Annotated in this window: 19 protein-coding genes and 1 pseudogene; 12 read left to right on the forward strand and 8 right to left on the reverse strand. The window is 54.3% G+C overall.

What is annotated here, in order from left to right:
- Position 1 precedes the first annotated feature (1 nt).
- The 8 genes and pseudogenes from AB1I67_RS02200 to AB1I67_RS02235 form a co-directional block, all read right to left on the reverse strand.
- Complete coding sequence (locus AB1I67_RS02200; protein WP_367028183.1) at positions 2 to 778, reverse strand: ABC transporter ATP-binding protein; 777 nt, start codon at positions 776 to 778, stop codon at positions 2 to 4.
- A gap of 223 nt (positions 779 to 1,001) precedes the next feature.
- Entirely contained in the window at positions 1,002 to 2,393 is a 1,392-nt protein-coding gene (locus AB1I67_RS02205) for a GGDEF domain-containing phosphodiesterase (protein ID WP_367028184.1), read from the reverse strand.
- Positions 2,394 to 2,582: 189 nt separating this feature from the next.
- The gene (locus tag AB1I67_RS02210) at positions 2,583 to 3,749 is read right to left on the reverse strand and encodes a collagen-like protein (RefSeq protein WP_367028185.1); all 1,167 of its coding nucleotides are present in this window, start codon (positions 3,747 to 3,749) and stop codon (positions 2,583 to 2,585) included.
- Positions 3,750 to 4,729: 980 nt separating this feature from the next.
- A complete protein-coding gene (locus tag AB1I67_RS02215; protein ID WP_367028186.1) occupies positions 4,730 to 5,200 on the reverse strand; it encodes a hypothetical protein in 471 nt (156 codons plus the stop codon).
- Between the two features lie 613 nt (positions 5,201 to 5,813).
- Positions 5,814 to 6,839, reverse strand: a pseudogene (locus tag AB1I67_RS02220) (exosporium glycoprotein BclB-related protein); the annotation flags it as partial.
- Between the two features lie 379 nt (positions 6,840 to 7,218).
- Positions 7,219 to 8,016, reverse strand: a complete 798-nt coding sequence (locus AB1I67_RS02225) for a collagen-like protein (RefSeq protein ID WP_367028187.1) — start codon at positions 8,014 to 8,016, stop codon at positions 7,219 to 7,221.
- Positions 8,017 to 8,095: 79 nt separating this feature from the next.
- Positions 8,096 to 9,193 carry a glycosyltransferase family 2 protein gene (locus AB1I67_RS02230; protein ID WP_367028188.1) on the reverse strand — a complete coding sequence of 366 codons (1,098 nt, stop codon included), beginning with the start codon at positions 9,191 to 9,193 and terminating at the stop codon, positions 8,096 to 8,098.
- Positions 9,190 to 10,056 (reverse strand): hypothetical protein, encoded by an 867-nt coding sequence (locus tag AB1I67_RS02235; protein ID WP_367028189.1) that lies wholly within the window; start codon positions 10,054 to 10,056, stop codon positions 9,190 to 9,192. Before AB1I67_RS02235 ends, AB1I67_RS02230 begins: the two co-directional genes overlap by 4 nt.
- A gap of 169 nt (positions 10,057 to 10,225) precedes the next feature.
- On the opposite strand from AB1I67_RS02235, the gene AB1I67_RS02240 reads away from it, so the two are divergent.
- The 12 genes from AB1I67_RS02240 (at position 10,226) to AB1I67_RS02295 (ending at position 21,525) form a co-directional block, all read left to right on the forward strand.
- Complete coding sequence (locus tag AB1I67_RS02240; protein ID WP_367028190.1) at positions 10,226 to 11,614, forward strand: ParB/RepB/Spo0J family partition protein; 1,389 nt, start codon at positions 10,226 to 10,228, stop codon at positions 11,612 to 11,614.
- 309 nt (positions 11,615 to 11,923) lie between these two features.
- Positions 11,924 to 12,286 (forward strand): hypothetical protein, encoded by a 363-nt coding sequence (locus tag AB1I67_RS02245; protein ID WP_367028191.1) that lies wholly within the window; start codon positions 11,924 to 11,926, stop codon positions 12,284 to 12,286.
- A 60-nt stretch (positions 12,287 to 12,346) separates the two neighbouring features.
- The gene (locus AB1I67_RS02250) at positions 12,347 to 13,129 is read left to right on the forward strand and encodes a DUF6674 family protein (RefSeq protein ID WP_367028192.1); all 783 of its coding nucleotides are present in this window, start codon (positions 12,347 to 12,349) and stop codon (positions 13,127 to 13,129) included.
- 87 nt (positions 13,130 to 13,216) lie between these two features.
- Complete coding sequence (locus tag AB1I67_RS02255; protein WP_367028193.1) at positions 13,217 to 13,684, forward strand: PcfB family protein; 468 nt, start codon at positions 13,217 to 13,219, stop codon at positions 13,682 to 13,684.
- Positions 13,681 to 15,501, forward strand: a complete 1,821-nt coding sequence (locus tag AB1I67_RS02260; RefSeq protein WP_367028194.1) for a VirD4-like conjugal transfer protein, CD1115 family — start codon at positions 13,681 to 13,683, stop codon at positions 15,499 to 15,501. The genes AB1I67_RS02255 and AB1I67_RS02260 overlap by 4 nt, the downstream gene beginning before the upstream one ends.
- 108 nt (positions 15,502 to 15,609) lie before the next feature.
- Positions 15,610 to 15,825, forward strand: coding sequence for a Maff2 family protein (locus AB1I67_RS02265; RefSeq protein WP_002575635.1), 216 nt, complete (start codon positions 15,610 to 15,612; stop codon positions 15,823 to 15,825).
- Between the two features lie 16 nt (positions 15,826 to 15,841).
- Positions 15,842 to 16,708, forward strand: a complete 867-nt coding sequence (locus AB1I67_RS02270) for a VirB6/TrbL-like conjugal transfer protein, CD1112 family (RefSeq protein ID WP_160210645.1) — start codon at positions 15,842 to 15,844, stop codon at positions 16,706 to 16,708.
- Between the two features lie 54 nt (positions 16,709 to 16,762).
- Positions 16,763 to 17,464: a septation protein SpoVG family protein gene (locus AB1I67_RS02275; protein ID WP_367028195.1), complete on the forward strand. Its 702-nt coding sequence runs from the start codon at positions 16,763 to 16,765 to the stop codon at positions 17,462 to 17,464.
- Between the two features lie 51 nt (positions 17,465 to 17,515).
- On the forward strand, positions 17,516 to 17,914 hold the full coding sequence (locus tag AB1I67_RS02280; RefSeq protein WP_367028196.1) for a hypothetical protein: 399 nt from the start codon (positions 17,516 to 17,518) through the stop codon (positions 17,912 to 17,914).
- A gap of 48 nt (positions 17,915 to 17,962) precedes the next feature.
- A complete protein-coding gene (locus AB1I67_RS02285) occupies positions 17,963 to 18,397 on the forward strand; it encodes a PrgI family protein (RefSeq protein WP_367028197.1) in 435 nt (144 codons plus the stop codon).
- Complete coding sequence (locus tag AB1I67_RS02290) at positions 18,345 to 20,726, forward strand: VirB4-like conjugal transfer ATPase, CD1110 family (protein WP_367028198.1); 2,382 nt, start codon at positions 18,345 to 18,347, stop codon at positions 20,724 to 20,726. The genes AB1I67_RS02285 and AB1I67_RS02290 overlap by 53 nt, the downstream gene beginning before the upstream one ends.
- Positions 20,707 to 21,525, forward strand: a complete 819-nt coding sequence (locus AB1I67_RS02295) for a hypothetical protein (RefSeq protein WP_367028199.1) — start codon at positions 20,707 to 20,709, stop codon at positions 21,523 to 21,525. The genes AB1I67_RS02290 and AB1I67_RS02295 overlap by 20 nt, the downstream gene beginning before the upstream one ends.
- Positions 21,526 to 21,964: the final 439 nt, after the last annotated feature.

Below are 21,964 nucleotides of genomic sequence, written 5' to 3' on the forward strand. Positions count from 1 at the left end.
CTTACCCCACCCGCACTTCCAGCCGGGGCGCTGTACCCTGTTTAAACAGGGTGAAGATATGATTCCTTTTGATGACAAGCTGGTTTAAAATAAATTCTTTCACAAAGTCATTTTGGGGCGTCTCGATGATCTCCTCCGGCTTTCCGTACTGGGAGATCTGCCCCTCATTTACGATCAGCACTTTATCCGACAGCGTCAGGGCCTCCTCCGGGTCATGGGTGACAATGATCGTTGTCAGGCGATAGTCCCTGGCGATCTGGCGGATCTTTTCTTTGATCGACTCTTTGATCACGCCGTCGAGCGCACTCAGCGGCTCGTCCAGCAGCAGGATCTTGGGCTTCATCACCATGGTCCTTGCCAATGCCACTCTCTGTTTTTGTCCGCCGGAAAGCTGTTCGATCCTCTTGTGAAGATGCTCCCGCAGCCCCAGCAGGTCGATCAGCTCCTCCACCTCCTGGGATGTAGAGATCTTTGGATTGTTTTTAAGCCCGTATGTAACATTCTGATAGACGTTCAGATTGGGGAACAGAGCGTAATCCTGGAATACGATGTTAAATCCCCGCTGTTCCATGGGCATGGCCGTTAAATCCCTGCCGTCAAATAAAATAGCCCCTTCATCTGCATCAGTCAGTCCCAGGATCAGGTTTAAAAGCGTCGTTTTCCCGCACCCGGAAGGTCCCAGGATGGAGACGATCTCTCCCTCCTCAATATTCAGGTTAATGTCGTGCAGAATCGTATTTCCATCATATGATTTTTTTAAATTTCTGATTTCCAGCATAGGAACTCCTCTCACGTTTTCTTTCTATTTCCCTGCCTCTACATAAAACCATATTTTGGTGGTTTTCTTCTACCGGATTTCGGATAACTTTGGGTTAAAAAAACGTAAAAGAGCTGCGGAGTCTCTGATTTGGGATATTTTGATCCAAATCCGAGCTCCACAGCTCTTATTTTTGCAGTCCGGCGGAGCAGCTTTTGTGGGCCAGGCCCCATGCTCCGTTCATCTACCGTTTTAATTTTTCTTTTTCACGCTCCAGCGCGATCCTTGATTCTTCCATGGAGGTATCGATCAGCTCCGGCAGCAGTTCTTCCGGAATGGTAGGCGCATAGTAAAATCCCTGCTGAAGCTCACAGCCAAACCGCTCCAGGGCATCTAACTGCCTGTCAGTCTCCACCCCTTCCGCGATCAGACGTCTGCCCATCTTCTGGGCAATATGTACCAAACCTTCAATGACTGCTTCCGATTCCGGGTTCGCCTCCAGCTGCCAGATGAACATCCGCTCAAATTTAAGGGTATCTACAGGAAGCTCGAAGATCCGGCTGATACCGGAATAACCGGAACCAAAATTGTTCAGGATCACCTCCACCCCCATCTCAGACAGCTCCTGCATAAGCACGGCTATATTCATATACGCTGTGCTCATAGCGTATTCGTCAATCTCAATCGCCATCTTACCTGCGGGGATCTCATAGGTCTCTATCAGACGGGATATCTCGTCCAGAAAGCCCTCCTGTAAGAACAGGGCCGGTGAAACAGGCACCGCGACCGACTCAAATTCCTTACCCGCCTTTATAAGCCCGGCGATCATAGCCGCCGCTTTATTCAGCACATAAAACTCTACCGCACGGATCTGTCCCGTATCCTCCGCCACCGGAAGGAACTCCGCGCTTCCGACCATGCCTATGCCTTTTACATAAATGCGCAGATAGATCTCCGCCCGTGTGAATTTATCTGCCCTGGTGTCATAGGTCAGACGGTAGCGTACCTCGATCTCATCATTGTCAAGGGCTGTATTCAGATAACGCGCGATCGCCTGACGCCGCAGAAACTGGGTGTGCAGCTGTTTGTCATACATGACATACTGGTTGCTGCCCGACTCTGCCGCACTGGATATGGCAAGGTCCAGGCACTTTATCATATCCCCGGCATTGTCCGCATATCCCGGATAGGAGCAAAGCCCGATCTGCACCGAACAGAGACAGTCCATATCCTGTATCTTCCAGCCATGGTCAAACCGCCGGATCAGCTTCTCTGCAAGCCTGACTGAATCTCCCTGGCTGTAATCCTTCAGGATAATTATAAACTCCACACCCACATAACGGTACACGGTACAGCCCGTCATCTCCTCCAGATATCCGAGGATATTCTCCAGCAGCTCCTCACAATATTCATATCCAAACAGCTCATTCATGCGTTTGAAGTTCTCAATATACAGCTTCAGAACAACGCCCTCATTTCCCAGCTGGAACTGCGCATCTAAATGGCGGTAGCAGATCCGGCTGTCGCTCTCTTTTTTCTCTTCATAGACAGCGTTTCTTGACCTCTGTTCTTCCGCCAATGATTTATCCGCAGGCTGCTCTTCTAACGGCGCGCTCTTTTTGCGAAATATACTCATCTTTTTTCCTCCTGCCCTGATATATTCCTATTGTAGCTGAATCACTGCTGATTTACCATCTCTTTTTTACTTTTGCGTAAAACATACCAGTCTGGCGGCCTTCTCTTTTCACAACAAAGCCGCCAGGCAATTCTGCCCGGCGGCCCCATTTCATCCACGGTATCTGCTAAAATCTCGTTTGATAGTATTTTAGCCGCTGATCCTGACACCGGTATTATCGCCCAGCCGGATAACAGTAAATGCGATCTCATCAAAGGTAAAACCATCTTCGTCCACAACTACCTGGAGTGTTGCCGGTACATTAGTCACAAGGAACGGAACGCTGAATGACAAGTTCGCCTGTTCCGAAGATGATGTGAAGATCGTACTGGCCACACCACCTGCCACCTGTACTCCATCCAGGTTCAGATGAAGTCTTAACTGTGCCGGAATAGCCGTGCCTGGATTGACCGATACGGAGCTGTGGAACGTAGCCTGATACACCCCGGGCTGAGTGATGATAACATCTGTCGATCCTGCCTGGTGAGTGATGGCGCTGCCGGCTATCAACGGATTGTTGCCATAATAGAGCGCTCCGCCTGCCGGAGGCGACTGTCTTGAAGTATCTGTTGTTGCCAATACATCCAACGTACCGCCGCCACCGCCCGGTTCACCACGCGGTATAACAAACTCAAACACAGCATCTTCTTCTGTACCAACGTTTATCACTTCCGCCGGTGTCCCCGGTTCACCTGTTATCACCGCACCAACACGGATCGTTGCCGATCTTCCCTGCGGACCTTCCGGACCTTCTGGGCCCTGCAGCCCTTCCGGACCCTGCAGTCCTTCTGGACCCTGTGGACCTTCCGGACCCTGTGGACCTTCCGGACCCTGTAGTCCTTCCGGACCCTGTAGTCCTTCTGGGCCCTGCAATCCTTCCGGGCCCTGTGGGCCTTCCGGGCCGGTAGGGCCGGTAACGCCGGTGGCTCCTGTGGCTCCCGCGGCTCCTGTAGCTCCTGTAGCTCCGGTGGCTCCGGCGGCTCCGGCAGGCCCCGTGGCTCCCGTAGCTCCGGCGGCTCCGGTGGCTCCGGCAGCTCCTGTGGCTCCGGTGGCTCCGGCAGGTCCCGTGGCTCCCGTAGCTCCGGCGGCTCCGGTGGCTCCGGCAGCTCCTGTAGCTCCTGTAGCCCCAGCGGCTCCTGTGGCTCCGGTGGCTCCGGCAGGTCCCGTGGCTCCCGCGGCTCCTGTAGCTCCGGTGGCTCCTGTAGCTCCGGTGGCTCCGGTAGCTCCGGCGGCTCCGGTGGCTCCGGTGGCTCCGGTGGCTCCACGCGGTATTTCAAAGTCCAGAACAGCAAAATTAGCATCACCCGCATCTATCACCCGAGCTCCCTCTTCCGGCTCTACTGTTGTAGTTGAGCGAATGACGACGCTGCGGCCGGTTGGACCCGTTGGACCCGTTGGACCCGTTGGGCCAGTTACACCGGTTGGGCCGGTGGCTCCGGTGGGACCCGTTGACCCGGTTGCTCCGGTTAAGCCGATGGCTCCTGTGGCTCCGCTCGGACCCGTTGGGCCGGTGGGTCCGGTTGAGCCAGTTGCACCGGTGACTCCGGCGGTTCCGGTGGCTCCAGTGGCTCCGGTCGGACCGGGTTCTCCTGTCGCTCCAGGTGCTCCGACTGGCCCAGTGGCTCCTGTTGCGCCCGGACACCCGCGTGGTCCCATTGGTCCCATCTGCCCCGGACACCCACGTGGTCCCATTGGTCCCTGGCATCCCTGTGGCCCCATTGGTCCCATAGGACCGGTCGGTCCCCGGTTACAGCAGCAATTGCTGTTGCACCCACATGTGCTACATCTGCCAGCTCCCGTTTCTACCAAAGCATTATCTTCTGATCCACAATTTTCAGATCCATTGTAATCATAACCCCCACTGAAATTCGGATGATTTTGACAATTATAAAACATAACAATCCTCCTTCTTAACTTTTTACAACACATGGTTCCATGACTGTTTAAAAACAAAAGGCCATTAGCACAGAATCGCCATTCGGCACAAGTTCAGCGATGTTTTCTCCAGCCTTCACTCCTGCGGATGGTCTGATGAAACATGCTTAACATTCTTTGTCAGCATACTGTATTATATGAATAAAACCCAAAGTTGGTGTACAAGTCATCGGACAGGCATTAGAAATCAGCATTATCACTATACCGCACACAAAAAGAGGGGGCGCAAAATCATTAACATAGATGATTGAGCGACACCCTCTTCAGGCTTTAAAAGAACCAGCATACCGTACTAATTTTTTCTAACCGGCAAAAAATCTATGCCAGCAGTGTCACATGTTCCGTGGATATGCTTCGTGGATTTATCTGGTGAGTATTTCTGCTTTACATGCAGAAACAAAGGTGGGATCACTGTTGTTGGCACCTACAAGTACCAGAATGCCAAATTGATTAACCAGAACAGTTCCCTGCCCTACCGTTTGTCCCCCAGCCTTGATACTGACTCCAGCAGTTCCTACCGGAAGATAGGAACGGACAGCAGCTTCGCAGTTCGCTCCGCAGCCTGTTGGTGTTGGCGTTGGCGCAGGAAGGTATGTGATGGCATTATTATAGGTTGTACTGGTAACCCTGACCGAGGCAATTCTGCAGATGGAAACTGCTTCCTGTGCCACGCCCTGGCTATTGGTCAGCTGGAGAAGACCGGCATTGGGGTTTGAATTTGGAGCCGGCAAAAGGCTGCCAGCTCGACCGCTTGCATTGTCCCCGCTTTCCATTGATACCACAATATTATCCGTTGGATAAAGCTGAATAATCTGCTGAAGTACATTTTGCATCTGAGCAACACAGGCACAGGCTGCATTGTCACCAGCAGGTCCGGTAACACCGGTAGATCCAGTCGCGCCGGTGGGGCCGGTTGCCCCAGTTGCTCCCGCGGGGCCTGTCGCTCCACTCGCACCAGTCGGCCCGGTTGCCCCAGTTGCTCCCGCGGGGCCTGTCGCTCCACTCGCACCAGTCGGCCCGGTTGCCCCAGTTGCTCCCGCGGGGCCTGTCATTCCGGCGGCCCCAGTTGCACCGGTAGGACCAGTTACTCCCGTAGGGCCAGTTACTCCCTGCGGGCCCCTCTGACCCGGACATCCCTGCGGCCCCATTGGTCCCGGACATCCCTGCGGCCCCATTGGGCCCTCAGGACCAGTAGGTCCCCGATTGCAACAACAATTATCACATGGATTATTGCAACCACACCCGCACGAATTATATCTGCCAGCCACAGATCTTTCCGACTCTATGCTTCTTACAAAAGAATTTTCTGATTCGTCACAATCAAAATCCCTGCCATAATTCATATCATTCTGGTAGCCAAAAAACATGCTATTCCCCTCCTATTCTTTATATGCCGCCGTCTGTATTAACATTGTCAGAAAACGCACTTGCAAAATGATTCATCTATTAAGAAATAGCAATACCCGCACTGGCGTACCCTACAACAGTATTGACCAGCGACAAACCTGACGCAGTCGCTGAAAATACAAGCATTAAACGAGTCTGTGTTGTCACAGTAATATTTAGTCCAGTTGTAATACCGGATGAAATCGCACCAACTGAAAGCACACCTGTCAATGCCGGCGAAAGTGTGACAACTGCGCCAGGCACAGCAGTAAACTGGTTATTGGGCGTACTGGAGCTGTAAAGCTGGGCAGTAATCTGGATAGTAGAGCCTACCAATGATAATGCTGCCGTTGTACTGAAGAATGCGCTTATGCTTGTAATCGTACCAGCTCTCGGCATAGAAAAAGCAAAGTTAGTTAACGTCCCTGCCGGATTCGTAAGGTTGATAACACCACCTGTAATGGTTAATCCAGGAGCTGAGCTGCCAAATCCCACAAAAGCCGGAGTACCAACCAGTCCTCCCGCAATCGTTGTCAAAGTTACAGGGATACCTGAAGCAAATGGAACAATAGCAGAACTTCCCGCAAGACCGGTCGGGCCAGTCGGGCCGGTTGCTCCAGTCGGACCAGTTGCACCGGTTAGGCCGATTGCTCCTGCCAGGCCTGTTGCACCCGTTGGGCCTGTCGCTCCAGTCGGGCCTGTCACCCCGGTCGGGCCGGTCGCTCCAGTTAAACCAGTTGCTCCTGCCAGACCAGTTGCACCAGTTAGACCTGTTGCGCCTGTTGGGCCTGTTGGGCCTGTCACTCCAGTTGGACCTGTTACACCGGTGGGGCCTGTTGCACCCGTTGGGCCTGTCACTCCAGTTGGGCCTGTCACTCCAGTAGCCCCTGTCACTCCGGTTGGGCCTGTCACTCCAGTCGGGCCTGTCACTCCAGTCGGGCCTGTCACTCCAGTAGCCCCTGTTGCACCAGTTGCTCCTGTCGGGCCAGTTGCACCGACAATACCAGGACATCCCTGCGGCCCCATGGGACCTCTCTGCCCAGGACATCCGGGAGGCCCCATGGGACCTCTGGGTCCTGTTGGTCCCTGACTGCAGCAATTGCCGCATTGATTATTACACTCACACCCATATGAGTTATATCTGCCACACCCAACTTCTGTCAGCTCTCTATTTTGTAATGTAGAATCATCGGACCTGCAACCGCCAAAATCTCCGACGTTATCATTTTGATAATTAAAAAACATGATGTTCTCCTCTCTTTGATTCTATTAGCCATCAGATACCCGTATCATAAATTGTCGAAAACGGCCTGGTCTGTTTCACCGGTCAGTCCGGCCTGCCCATCTCATAACATACTGGATATTTCCTCTGAGCATACTATAATATATGAGCAATGGATGATGTTGGTGTACAAGTCAGATAACGCGCAAATGGGTGGACAGTTGTGCCCACCCATTTCAGGTTTTATCTGTAAAACAGATCTATGTTGCAGGTTGAAACAAAGGTTATATTGGTAACAGCTTCATTCGCAAGCACGATCATACCGTATTCATTCCTTATGACCGTTCCCGTTGATGGGGTTTGAGTATTTGTTATTATATTCGCATCCGTTCCGACAGGTAAAAGAGAACGAATCGTTATTTCGCAATCAGCGCAGCAATCTGTCGGAGCAGGGACCGGTCCTGGCAAATAGGTAATTGCATCATTATATGTTGCATTGTTTATTTGAATTGTATCGATACTACATACAGACAAATACTGCCCTAAACTCTGAGAATTTATCACCTCAAATACTCCAGCACGTCCATTGGGGCCTAATGTCAAAAGTCCCGGACGGCCAACAACTGCATCTCCACTCTCCAAAGTGATAAATAGATCATTATTGGGGTATAACGTAATAATTTGCTGTATTATATTTCTCATTTGTTCTTTACAGGCGCAATTAGCAGTACTCGTACTGCTGGCAGGTCCAGTCGCCCCTGTAACACCGGTTGCTCCCGTCGGGCCTGTTGCTCCCGTGACACCGGTTGCTCCCGTCGGGCCTGTTGCTCCCGTAAGTCCGGTGGAACCAGTTGCCCCTGTAGCCCCTGTCGGCCCGGCAGGGCCCTCCATTCCCGGACACCCCTGTGGCCCCATTGGCCCCATTGGTCCCATCGGCCCCATTGGCCCATCACTGCCAGCAACAGTAACTTCTGTTGCAGCCACCATACTCCGGAATTTCACGAAACTCTGTATTATTATAGCAATTGTAATCCATCGCATTCTCCCTTCTTATACTTTGCTGGCTTTTTCATGCCGGCATACTGTACTATATGAAAAAGCGATGTGGTTTGTGTACAAGTTACCGGACGTCCGGTTCCTCCAAATGTGCAGAACGTTTTGCAAAATACGTTTTATTCCATTTGACTTCCGGTGAATCAGGCTTGTATTCCATAGATTTTTTATGGTATTCCAGCGCTTTCTCAAAATCCCCCATCCGGTCATAGCAGACACATAGCTGTATTGCCGGAAGGTAACCATAACAGTCCCATTGGATAAATGCTCCCGAATCCTCATGCGCCTCCTTAAGGAGCGCCTGCTGATACCAGAAAACAGCCTGTCGGTAATCTTTCCGGTCCATCATGGCCCTGCCGATCTCACAGCAGACCTCCGCCCGCGGAATATCAAAGACAAAGCTGGCAAACAATGCTTTAAGACGCTCATTTTCCTTTTCCATGTGCTCAAAACAGGAAGCCATCTGTATACATGCCTCTATCTTATTCTCAACCCATCCGTCCCTGTCTTCTAAAAATGCTCCAAATACCTCAACTGCCTTCTCATATTTTTGATGGTAATACAATTCCCTTGCATAATAAAACAGATGCCTTGCGCCCAAACGTTCCCCGTTCTCCAGCATGTTTTCATAGATATTCAGATTCCTGTCCGGATCCCCACTCCCCAATTTCCGATGTTCAATAGAGATTGGGGAATACAGGATCTTTCCCCGGGGCGTCACAGCTTCATGCACCTTACCCTCCCAGTAAAAACCGCGTCCATTTTTCAATAACCGTTCCCGGTAGTAAGAAAATGATACATTTCCGCTCTGATCAAACCCGGTCTGATATTTCATCATCACCACATCCGTATCAGGATCAAGCTCTTCTTTCAGACGCAGCAATTTTTTCTGTTCCGGTTCCGGTAAAACATCATCTGCATCCAGCCACATCCAATAATCCATAGTGCTTTTGGAACATGCAAAGTTTCTAGCCGCGGCAAAATCCTGCTTCCATGGATACTCAAATACCTGATCTGTATATTTTTTTGCTATTTCTTTTGTTTGGTCTACTGATCCTGTATCTACAATGATCATTTCATCTGCAATGTCTTTCATCTGCTCCAAAATACGTGCAATGACAGGTTCCTCATTTTTGACAATCATACACAGACTGATCGTAATCATAATGTCCTCCTCAATTTTAGAATGGTTATCGTCGTCTGAACTTCCGAAACCCGGACACTGCTGTTAAAGGTCAGGCTGAATCTGGTCCCCTCTAATGTCTCTACAATCAAATGCGCTGATCCAGCCGCACTGCTGACCCCGTCTCCCGTCATAAAATATATACCTTCGTCCAAATGCGCTGCATCATTATAATACGGCGTGATCTGCATATATCCCTTTTCTCTAAGAAGTCCCGATACCTGATACGAGATCAGATAATATCCTGCTGCCAGTAAGATTCTTTGATTATCCTGTGTCACGATCTGTCCTGTCGGATCTACCACTACAGGATCAAGCGGCAGCAATGTACCATCCTCTGGCCCGACTCCAAAATTTTTAAAAGATGCAAATACATCATCCGGCACCGGCCCCGTTGGACCCGTGGCCCCTGTTGCGCCAGTGGGGCCGGTTGCTCCCGTAACTCCTGGCGCCCCCGCCGCTCCAGTGGGGCCGGTTGCTCCCGTGGCTCCCAGCGTCCCCGCCGCTCCAGTGGGGCCGGTTGCTCCTGTGGCTCCCGGAATCCCCGCCGCTCCTGTAGGGCCGGTTGCTCCCGTGGCTCCCGGCGTCCCCGCTGCTCCTGTAGGGCCGGTAACTCCCGGCGTCCCCGACGCTCCAGTGGGGCCGGTTGCTCCCGTGGCTCCCGGAATCCCTGCCGCTCCAGTAGGACCGGTTGCTCCCGGCATCCCCGCCGCTCCAGTGGGGCCGGTTGCTCCCGTGGCTCCCGGCGTCCCCGCCGCTCCTGTAGGGCCGGTCGGGCCGCTGTTAAAAGGAAAGTGACTATATACCCCGTAAACAAGGGAAAAAATAAAATATGAGCTTATCACGTTACCGGACAAGCGCCGCCCAAGTAGAGACTACGGGCGGCGTTTTCCGTTGTGAGGTGGAAAGGAGGACAATTCCCATGCTTCGGGCCAACATGGCCCGAGGCCGCTTGTGGGCCTGACTGAAAAAGTTGGGCCCTATTTTCATGCCAAAATGAAGGAGGTTAATTGAATGGCTGATGATAAAAAAGATTTGAAGCCGGAGGAACAGGCCAAGAACGGCCCCACCGCTCCTGAACAGCATACCCCCGGCAAGGATACGCCGCCCGCCAAAGAGGCCGCAGGTTTGCCCCCGGCAAAAGAGGCCCCGGTCCCCGAAAAGGACAGCGGCCCGAAACAGGAAAAGGCGGAGGCGGCAGGCCCGGCGGATAAGAGCCGCCCCGGAAACGTCATTGATATTTCCGGCGCTATGATTGATAAAATCGTTGCGGAGAAAGAAAAGGCGGCAAAGGTGGCGGAGGCCGGGAAAGAACAGCCCGCCGAACCTGCAAAAACGGAACAGAAGGAAAAGAAAGAGTCGGAGAAGCAGGCGGGCCGCACCCCGAAGGCGGTAAAAAAAGCCCCTGAAAAATCGGATAAGCCGCCCGCCGCCAAAAAGGCCGAGCCGAAAAAAGAGGCTCCGGCCCCCGAGAAGCCGAAGGAGCCGGAAAAGCCCGCCGGGCCTGTGGCGGCCCCGCGTTCCGGGGAGCCGGAGCAGATTGTCCATATCAACCTGTCCGAGCTCCACGCCTTCAAAAATCACCCGTTTCAGGTGCGTGATGATGAAGAAATGCGGGCTATGGTTGCCAGTGTCAAGGATAAGGGCGTAACACAGCCCGCCATTGTGCGGCCCCGTGAGGGCGGCGGCTATGAAATCGTGTCCGGCCACCGCCGCCAGAAGGCAAGCCAGCTTGCCGGATATTTGGATATGCCCTGTATCGTCCGCAACCTTACCGATGAACAGGCCATCACGCAGATGGTGGAGGACAATACCAACCAGCGTGAAAATATCCTTCCCAGTGAGCGGGCAAAGGCCCTGAAAATGCAGTTGGAGGCTATCAAACATCAGGGTGCGCGGGAGACTTCGGGCCAAATTGACCCGAAGGAGGCCGGGAAACGCTCCAATGAGATTGTGGCCCTCCGCAATAAAATGACGGTTAAACAGGTTCAGCGGTATATCAAGCTCAATGACCTTGTGCCGGAGCTCTCAAAGGCCATGGACGAGGGCCGGATCAAATTCACTCCCGCCGTGGAGCTTGCCTATATCGCGCCGAAAAATCAGCAGTATATCGCCGTTGCTATTGACGCACAGCAGTCGGCCCCTTCTCTCTCACAGGCACAGCGTATGCGGGAGCTCGATCAGAAGGGCGTGCTCAACGGTGATGTGATTGACGGAATTATGCTGGAAGAAAAGAAGGAGGTAGACAAAGTGATTATCAATGGTGCAGAGCTGGAAAAGTATTTCGGGAAGGAAAAGACCCCGCAGGAAATGAAGGAGCAGATTATCAAGCTGCTGGACGACTGGAAGGGCAAGCAGAAGGAACACGCAAAGCCCGAGAAAAAGGCGGAGAAGGAGAAATAAGACGGGGCTTCGGGCCAAGTTGGCCCGAGGTTCCTGCCTAAATGCGGGGCTTAAGCCCCGCGCCCCGAAGCTCAAAGGATATAATATATTCCCCGTCGCCGTGGTCTGTATAGCGCAACCGGGGAAGGCGGTCAAGGGTGGCGCCCGCGCCACCGCCTGCGGCGGCGAAGCCCTTGACAGCCTTTCCCGGTTGTGCTTGTAGTAGTCAAGCGACGGGGATATATATTCCTTTGAGCCGTTCCCCTTCCCACGGGAAGGGGCGGAGGGGATGGGCTCCCTATTAAGCGCAAACAGGAAGGAGGAAACCCCATGAAACGACCCTTAGCATACATTACCGCCGCATGGACGGGCGACCGGGAGGCTGACACACAGCAGGCGGCGCGGTATTGCAGGGCGGTCTATGAGGCCGGATTTTCCCCGGTCTGCCCCCTGCTCTACCTGCATTTGTTCCTGAATGACGATATTCCCGAGGAACACAAAAGCGGGATTGACATTTCCCGCGATATGCTCCGCCGGGCTCATGTGCTGGTGCTCTGCGGCGGCGGTGTCAATGAGGACGTAAAGAACGATATTGCCGTTGCCGGGCGGCTCAACATCACAGCGACCACCTTAGAGGGCATAATCGCGGTAAAACAGCAGGGCCGGACACAGCCCCGTGACAATCGCCAGTAAACCGCCTCGGGCCAACTTGACCCGAGGTTTTTGCTGGCCGGACGAAAGGAGGTGTGAATATTGCCAAAAAAGAAAGCGCCCGCCGTGGAAACGCCGATTGCTGAAAATGAGTATGTAAAGGAACTGCTGGCCCTGCTGAAAGCAAACCAGTCTCCGGCAGGAAAGGAACTGTTAGAGGCTATCGGCCATGTTTCCGAGATGGAAAAACAGCTTGCCAGCGCGGTTGACGAGCTGAAAGCCATGCGGCAGGATTTGGAGAAAATGAAGAACCACCCGTTAAAATCAGTCCTGCAAAAATCAATCGTTGTCTTGCAAGACCGTATTCTTGCCCTGCGTGACAGTCTCGCAGAGCTGAAAGCCGGTATCATTGAAGGCTGTAAAAATACATTGGCCGCTGTGAAGGAGCGTGGAATTTCCGCGCTGGATCACGCCGCCCGGTTCTTCCATATCAAGCCGGGGCTTGCGGCCCTGCGGAACAACATTAACGAAGGCATACAGGCTGACGAGAAGGCCATTTCCAGAATAGAGGCCGTAAGCGCCGAATACCACGAAGCCGGGCGGCACTTGAAAAACATAGGACGGGCCCTGATGGGGAAGGAGGCCGTACAGGAGGCGAAGGCCCCCGGAAAGTTGGCAAAGACGGTACAGGCCCCCTACCGGGCGGAACGGGCCTGTTTCCTTGCGGCCCGGAACAGTCTGGATAAGGCGGTTGCCAGTCTTGACCGTCTGGAACGCGCCGCCGAAAGACAGCCTTCGATCTTGAAAACCATGCAGGAGCATAAGGAAACGAGCCCGCCGAAGAAGGAAAAGACAGCTCCGGCGGTGGCACATGACGAGCGGTAGACCTCGGGCCAAGTTGGCCCGAGGTTTCCCATATCCCCGGGGGCCTCCGGTTTTAACCGGCGGCTCCCGGACGGGAAGGAGGTATCAATGGAAGAAGAAGTATCAAGAAAGACTGTGGCTATATCCGTACAGGCGGCAAAGCTGACGGGCCGGGTGCTGTTCATGGCGTGCCAGAAGTTTCTGGCCGGAGTGCAGAAACACAACCGGGACGCGCTCACGCCCCACGGGCGGCAGACCGTGAAACAGCTCATGGGCCACGTCGGACAGTCCAACAGTATCCAGCTAAAGGGGGACGCCCGCCTGTTTGACCGGGTGGCCCGGAAATTCAATGTAGACTATGCGTTCCACAAGGTAGGCCCGAAGGACTATCTCCTGTTTTTCAAGGCGGGACAGGCCGACGCCATCACGGCGGCATTTTCCGAGTATACCAAGCGGGTGATGGCCCGCCAGAAAGACAAGCCCTCTATCCGGCGCGGGCTCCGGCAGGCCGTGGGCCGTGTCAAGACCCGGCAGAAGGAACGGGAAAAGACCAGAGAGGCGGTGCAGGAACGGTGAACGCCAAAATCAAAAAATATGTGGTTCCCAACCTCCCGTACCTGTTTATTTTCTGGTTCTTCTGTAAGCTCGGGGAGGCGTACCGCCTTGCGACAGGTGCGGACTTCGGCGCGAAGCTCATAGGCATGATGAAAACCATAGGCCCGGCCTTCGGGACAATCGCGCCGGGCCTCTCTGGCTTCGATTTGCTGGTGGGCCTTGTGGGGGCCGTGGCGCTCCGGCTGGTGGTCTACAACAAAGTGAAGAACGCAAAGAAATTCAGGAAGGACGTGGAATACGGCTCGGCCCGTTGGGGAACGGCCAAAGACATAGCCCCATTCATAGACCCGAAGTTTGAAAACAACGTGATACTGACCGGGACGGAATTTCTCACCATGAACACCCGGCCCAAAATCCCGGCCAACGCCCGAAATCTCAACTGCTGTATTATCGGTTCGTCTGGCTCGGGAAAGACCCGGTTCTGGCTGACCCCGCAACTATTACAGGCCCATTCCTCGTATGTGTGCGTAGATCCGAAAGGCGGCGTCCTCTCCCAAGTGGGACATTTCCTGCAAAAGAGGAAGGGCTATAAAATCAAGGTGTTCAATTCGGTGGACTTCCGAAAGAGTATGCACTATAACCCGATGGCCTACATTAAGACAGAGAGCGACGTTCTGAAATTCGTCAACGCCCTGATAACCAACACAAAGGGACAAGGGAAAGAGGGGGACGAGTTCTGGACGAAAGCCGAGACGCTTTTATACTGCGCCCTTGTGGCCTATATCGTCTTTGAGGGGCCGGAGGAAGAACGGAACATGAATACGTTAGTCGAAATGATTAACAGCATGGAAGTAAGGGAGGATGATGAAAGTTTCAAAAATGCCGTTGATTATATGTTTGACGGCCTCGCCAAGCGCAAGCCCCAATGCTTCGCGGTGCGCCAATATGCCAAGTACCGCCTTTCCAGCGGCAAGACCGCGAAAAGTATCTTGATTAGCTGTGGCGCACGTCTGGCCCCCTTTGATATTGCGGAGCTCCGGGAGATTATGAGCTATGACGAGTTAGAGCTTGACAGGCTCGGAGACGAGAAAACGGCGTTGTTCTTCTGCATTTCCGACACGGACAGCACCTACAACTTTATCGTGGCCCTTGCCTTCTCGCAGATGTTCAACCTGCTTTGTGAGAAAGCCGATAACGTTTACGGCGGGCGGCTCCCCCATCATGTACGGGTGCTGTGGGACGAGGCCGCCAACACGGGACAAGTGCCGCAGCTCGAAAAAATGGTCGCTGTCATTCGCTCCCGGGAAATCAGCCTGTGCCTGTTCTATCAGGCCATGAGCCAGTGCAAGGCCCTGTACAAAGACAATTCCGAAACCATCTTGGGAAACATGGATTCGGTTATCTTCCTCGGGGGCCGGGAGCACTCCACGATTAAGGAAATCTCGGAGGTACTGGGAAAAGAGACTATCTCCATGTATACCGAGAGCCGGACGCGGGGCCAGTCGGAAAGCTACGGCCAGAACCTCCAGCGGCTCGGCAAAGAGCTGATGACAATGGACGAGCTCACCACAATGGACGGGAGCAAATGTATCTTACAGCTTCGGGGGCTCCGGCCCTTCCTGTCCCCAAAGTACGATTTGAAAAAGCACCCAAACTATAAATACACGGCGGAGGCCGACAAGAAGCGCAACGCCTTCCGTCTGGAAAAGCTGATTAGCACCCGGCTGAAACTGAACCCCGAAGAAGTCTACGAGGTTTACGGGGCCGGGGACGTAGACAGCGCCGAGGACGATATTCTCAACTATGACGATCTGGACGACCCGGACGCCTTCGCCTGACCTCGGGCCAAGTTGGCCCGAGGTTCCCGCCGCCTGAAATGGGCGGCTTTTTTCGTAGCCGGGGCGTTTGCCCCACAACAATAAACATTTTGAATGGAGGAAAACTATATGGAATTTTTTGCTTCTGCTATCGACACCCTGAAAATCCTTGTTATCGCTATCGGCGCGGGCCTCGGCGTGTGGGGCGTGGTCAATCTTTTGGAAGGTTACGGTTCGGACAACCCGGGAGCCAAGAGCCAGGGAATTAAACAGCTTATGAGCGGCGGCGGGATTATCCTGATTGGAACAACGCTCATTCCCCTGCTGTCCGGCCTGTTCAGCTAAACGATAAGGAGACGCCATGCAGATAATCTTCGACGCAATCGCGGAATGGCTCAAGGGCCTGCTGGTTGCCGGTATCATGGGCAACCTCGGCGGGCTCTTTGACAACGTAAACGCGCAGGTCGGAGAGATTGCAGACCAAGTGGGGACGGCCCCGGCGGCATGGAACGCCGGGGTTTTCTCCATGATACGGCAGCTCTCCGAGACTGTCATTCTCCCAATCGCCGGGCTGGTGCTCACCTTTGTCATGTGCTACGAGCTCATTCAGCTACTTGTTGAGCGGAACAACCTGCACGATATAGACACATGGATATTTTTCAAGTGGATATTCAAGACCTTCTGCGCCATTCTCATTCTGTCCAATACCTTCAATATCGTGATGGGCGTGTTTGATATGGCGCAGTCCGTTGTCCAGCAGTCGGCGGGACTGATACAGGGGAGCACCGAAATCACCCCGGATATGATGGCCGATATGGAGACGCAGTTGGAGGCGATGGAGCTCGGCCCCCTCTTGGGGCTCTGGCTCCAATCCTTCTTTGTGGGCTTTACCATGACCGCTCTCAATATCGTGATTTTCGTGATTGTCTACGGGAGAATGATTGAAATTTACCTAATGACGAGCCTTGCCCCGATTCCCCTTGCAACGGTAGTCAACCGGGAAATCGGGAGTATGGGCCAGAACTATTTCCGCTCCCTGCTGGCGGTGGGCTTCCAAGGGCTTTTGATTATCGTCTGTGTCGCTATCTATGCGGTGCTGATACAGGGAATTGCCACGGGCGGGGACATGATCGGCGCGATATGGGGCTGTGTGGGCTATACCGTCCTGCTCTGCTTTACGCTCTTTAAGACGGGCTCCCTCGCAAAATCCATCTTTGGCGCTCATTGATAAGGCGGAGCTTCGGGCCAACTTGGCCCGAGGTTTCAGAAACGAGGTGAGGCTATGGCCCCGAGACGGTACGGCGTGGCCTCGGACGGAAGTATTCAGCCGCTATGGCATGGAAAACTGGCGGAGGACTTCACCGAGGCGGACACCCTGCGCTTCATGGCCGACACGGATATTCAGTTAAACGGAAATGTGTCTGCGGACACGCTGACGGCAATCAGGCGGGCAGGCTACCGCTACGAGGGCGGGGAGGTTCTTTCCCGGCCCGGAAAGGAGGAAATGACAATGAGTGAGGAAAAGACCACGGGCACGCAGGCCCCGGAACAGGAGGCCCCCGGCGGCTCCGGCCTAAAGCTGGACGTGACCGCCCGGCCCATTGACCCCATCAAAAATCTGGTGGGTTTTGCCACCGTGAAGCTCAACGACTGCTTTGTGGTGGAGGACTTCAAGATTTTACAGAGTGACAAGGGCCTGTATGTGGGTATGCCGAGCAAGCCGGACAAGAGCAGCCGGACAGGCTACCGGGACACGGTGAAGCCCATCACAAAGGAGTTCCGGGAGGAACTTCACGGGGCGATTTTAGAGGCGTACCAACAGGAGATAGAAAAGTTACAGGCCCGGATTGCCGCCGCCCGGCAGGCCCCGCCACCGGAAAAGGCGTCCATCAAGGGCCAGTTGGAGGCCGGAACGAAGAAGGCGGCAAAGGAGAACGCCGCCCGAGCCCCGAAGGAAAAGCCAGCGAAGGCGGCGGAGCGGTAACACTTCGGGCCAAGTTGGCCCGAGGTTCCCCGGCGGAAAGGAGGACAGCCCATGTACCGAAAGCCGGAAATATCGCCGTGGGGCCGTGTGCAGGTCTGTGATATTCTCTGCCCGGGCGTCTTTCTGGTAAGCACCGCCAGCCACGGCGGGACAATGGTTTCAAAGGAAGTGGCGGCTTTTCTCTCCCCCGCCGCAAAGAAATGCGGGTTCCGGCAGGGCGGCTATCTCTGCTTTGAGGAAGATACACAGGAGGAAGTCGTTTTCCGGGAACTGCTGGATAAGCGGCTCTGGAAAATCCCCGACCGGATCAGAAACAAGGAGGCGTATGAAGAAAACATCAATCAATCTCTCCGGGAACACAATCCCGCATATTGGAGGGCGCGGACACGGGGGAGGGAAACCGCCCGGCCCGCTGTCCGGCAGGACGCGGCCCGGGACGAGACACGATAACCGCTTCGGGCCAACTTGGCCCGAGGTGATGAAAGGAGGTTTTGAGCTTTGCCCTATGTGCAGGTTCCGAAAGATTTATCCAAAGTAAAGACCAAGCTGGCCTTCAACCTGACGAAGCGCCAGCTTATTTGTTTCTCGGGCGCGGCGGCGGTGGGAATCCCCGTCTATCTGCTGACCCGCCCCGTCATCGGTAACAGTCCGGCACTGTTCCTGATGATTGGCCTCATGCTCCCATTCTTTTTCTTTGCCATGTTCGAGCGTGACGGCCTCCCCTTTGAAAAGATACTGCGAAACTATATCCGGGCCCGGTTCCTCTGGCCCCAAGTCCGGCCCTACAAGACCGAAAATTTCTATGCCGCATGGAGCGGCCCCGGCGCTTCGGGCCAAGTTGGCCCGAAGCCGGAGGACACACCGAAAGGAGGTACAAGGATTGCGAAAAGGAAAAGAGGCAAAACAGGCCGCGCCCAAACGGGCAGGCGATAAGGGCCGGAAACAGGCGGGGCCGCAGACCGCACAGCAGACAATCCCGTTCCGGGAAATGTTTAAGGACGGCGTATGCCGCTTAAACAACGGCGTTTACACAAAGACGGTGGAGTTTGAGGACATCAACTACCAGCTCGCGCAGGCCGAAGATCAGTCGGCTATCTTTGACGGGTGGAGCTCCTTCCTGAACTACTTTGACAGCGCCCTGCCCTTCCAGCTCTCCTTCATCAACCACCGCTCCCGGCCTGAAAGCAAGTACACCGTGAACATCGCCCCGAGGCATGACGAGTTTGACAGTATCCGGGCCGAGTATGTGGAAATGCTGGAAAACCAGATTGCCAAAAGCAACAACGGCATTGTCCGCACGAAGCTGATAACCTTCGGCGTCCCGGCAGATAGCGTGAAGGCGGCGCGGCCCCGGCTGGAACGGATTGAGGCCGACATTATGGGGAACTTCAAACAGTTAGGCGTCCAGTCGCGGCCCCTCCCCGGGCGGGAACGTCTGGAAATCCTACACGGCCAACTCCACCCCGGAGGCCGGGAGCCCTTCACATTCACATGGGAGCAGATACCACAGACAGGCATGACCACAAAAGACTTTATCGCCCCGACCAGCTTTGACTTCCGCCGGGGCCGGTTCTTCAAGGTGGGGGCAACATGGGGCGCGGCCTCTTATTTGCAGATAACCGCCTCGGAGCTCTCCGACAAACTGCTTGCGGAGCTTCTGGAACTGGACACGGAAATGACCGTCACCATGCACATTCAGACGGTAGACCAGTCAAAGGCCATCAAGACCATCAAGGGCAAGCTCTCGGACATTGACAAAATGAAGATGGAAGAACAGAAAAAGGCTGTCCGCTCGGGCTACGATATGGACATTCTCCCGCCCGACCTTGTGACGTTCAGCAAGGACGCAAAGACCTTGCTGGAGGATTTGCAGAGCCGCAACGAGAGAATGTTTCTTTTAACCTTCCTGATTGTCAACATGGCCCCCACGCGGGAACAGCTTGAAAACGAGATTTTCACGGTTTCCGGTATCACGCAGAAATATAACTGCACAATCCGGCGGCTGGACTTCCAGCAGGAACAGGGCTTTCTGTCCTCCCTTCCCCTCGGCTGTAATGCCGTGGAGATCCAGCGGGGCCTGACAACCAGCAGCACCGCGATTTTCATTCCCTTCCTGACCCAAGAGCTCCGCATGGACGGGGAAGCGGTCTATTACGGCCTGAACGCTCTTTCCCATAACGTCATCATGGCAAACCGCAAGAAACTTAAAAATCCCAACGGGATATACCTTGGAGTTCCGGGAAGTGGGAAAAGTTTTGCCGGAAAAAGGGAATTAGTCAACGTATTCCTTGCCACAAATGACCGCATTATCATCGTAGACCCAATGGGGGAATATTCCGCTCTGGTACGGCGGCTTGGCGGGCAGGTGGTGGAGATTGCGCCTAACAGCCCGCACCACATCAACCCGATGGACATATCCGCAGACTTTGACACTGGGGAGGAAAACCCAATGGCGCTGAAAGCGGACTTCATTCTCTCGCTGATGGAGCTGATTGTGGGCGGCAAGGACGGCCTTCAACCCGTGGAGCGGACAGTCATTGACCGCTGTGTGCGGCTCATGTACCGGGACTATCTGCAAGCCCCCGGCACGGCCAAAATGCCGATACTCCAAGACCTGTATACGCTCCTGTGCAAACAGACGGAGCCGGAGGCGGCGCGGCTGGCAACCTCGCTGGAAATCTATGTGTCGGGCTCCCTCAATGTATTCAACCATGAAACCGATGTTGACCTGTCAAGCCGCCTTGTCTGCCTCGACCTAAAGAAGCTCGGGGCGGGCCTGCGGACAATCGCCATGCTGATTATGCAGGATTTAGTTAATTCGCAGGTATCGGCCAACTTTGCACAGGGAACCGCCACATGGTGCTACTTTGACGAGTTCCATTTACTCTTGAAAGACGAGCTCACGGCCTCTTACTGCGTGACCGTCTGGAAAATGCTGCGGAAGAAATTTTGCGTCCCGAGTGCGTTGACCCAGAATGTAAAAGACCTTCTTGCCAGCCGGGAGATAGAGAACATCTTTGAAAACAGCGACTTTCTCGTTATGCTCTCGCAGGCCCAGGGCGACCGGCAGATTTTGGCGAAGCAGTTAGGAATCAGTCCCACCCAGTTATCCTTTGTCACCAACAGCAACAGCGGCGAAGGGCTCTTATTCTTCGGAAATGTGATTATCCCATTCTCTGACAGGTTCCCGCAGAATACCGAGATTTACCGTCTCCTGACCACCCGCCCCGAGGATTTGAAAGATGAAGGGACGGGCGTATGACCGGGACACTTCGGGCCAAGTTGGCCCGAAGCCCATTCCAGCGGTACAGGAAATATCAAAGGATCAGGCCGTAAACTTTATCCATCAGTACCATTATTCAAAGGTCATGCCGCGGCTGAACCGGTTTTACTTAGGCTTTTTCATTGATGGGCGGTTAGCCGGTGTGGTGGTATTGGGATGGGGTACGCAGCCCTTGCAGACAATCCGCAAGCTGTTCCCCTGCCATGTACTGCGGACAACGGACTATATCGAAATCGGGAAGATGTGTTTCCTGCCGGACTTCAACGACACCCAATGCTTCGGAAGTATCGTCATTTCCCAGATGGTGAAATGGCTGAAAGCCAACACACGCTATCTGTATCTTTACACATTGGCGGACGGTATCATGGGAAAATGCGGCTATGTGTATCAGGCCAGCAACTTCCAGTATGTGGGGAGTTTCACAACAAGCGTTTACCGGGACAGCCTGACCGGGGAGAAAATCCACCCGCGAAGCGCCCGGCTCCTGCTGGAAGAAAACGCGGCCTTTGACGGCGTGGCAAAACGTTACTGGCTGACCTTTGGCTACTGCCAGTACAAGGGGATTGAGAAAATCAATGGCCGTATGTTCCGCTACCTGTACCCGCTTACTAAACGGGGGCGGAGGATTTTACAGAGCTACCCGGAGTATCAAGGTCTGGCCTATCCAAAGGATAAAGACCTGTTCTATTCCATGCGGAGCGCCCCCGGCACTTACATTCCAATTCAACAGCCCCGGTTTAACAAAGAGGTATGCCAGTTCAATGTCCAGAGATATTGACTGGTACATTTCATTTTTAGGGAAAGGAGGTTGATTTTATCGCAAAATGGATAGACCGGACACCCGGAAAGAAACTGGACACTTCGGGCCAACATGGCCCGAAGTCCGCCAGAAGGAAACAGGCCCCGCCCGGCCCGGAGCCGGAGGCGACGGGGCCTTCCTCCCGCCTGCGGTTTGAGGACGAAGGGGAACCGGGCAACAGCACAGGCCGGACAGGGGAAGAAACTACCTCGGGCCAAGTTGGCCCGAAGCAGGGGCAGAAGAAATTCCGGCAGGACAAAGAGCGGCCCCGGCCCTCGGAACGGCTCCGCCGTGAAGGGGAGCCGCCGCCCGGAAACAGCGCCGGGGAGGCCCGGACAGGAGCAGACCCCGGCAAAACAGACAGCGAAGGGCCGCAGACACGGGAAGGGAAAAAGACGGAGAAGGCAAAGGCACGGGC

The sequence above is a fragment of the Clostridium sp. AN503 genome (genome assembly GCF_040719375.1).
Taxonomy (GTDB): Bacteria; Bacillota; Clostridia; order Lachnospirales; family Lachnospiraceae; genus Brotaphodocola.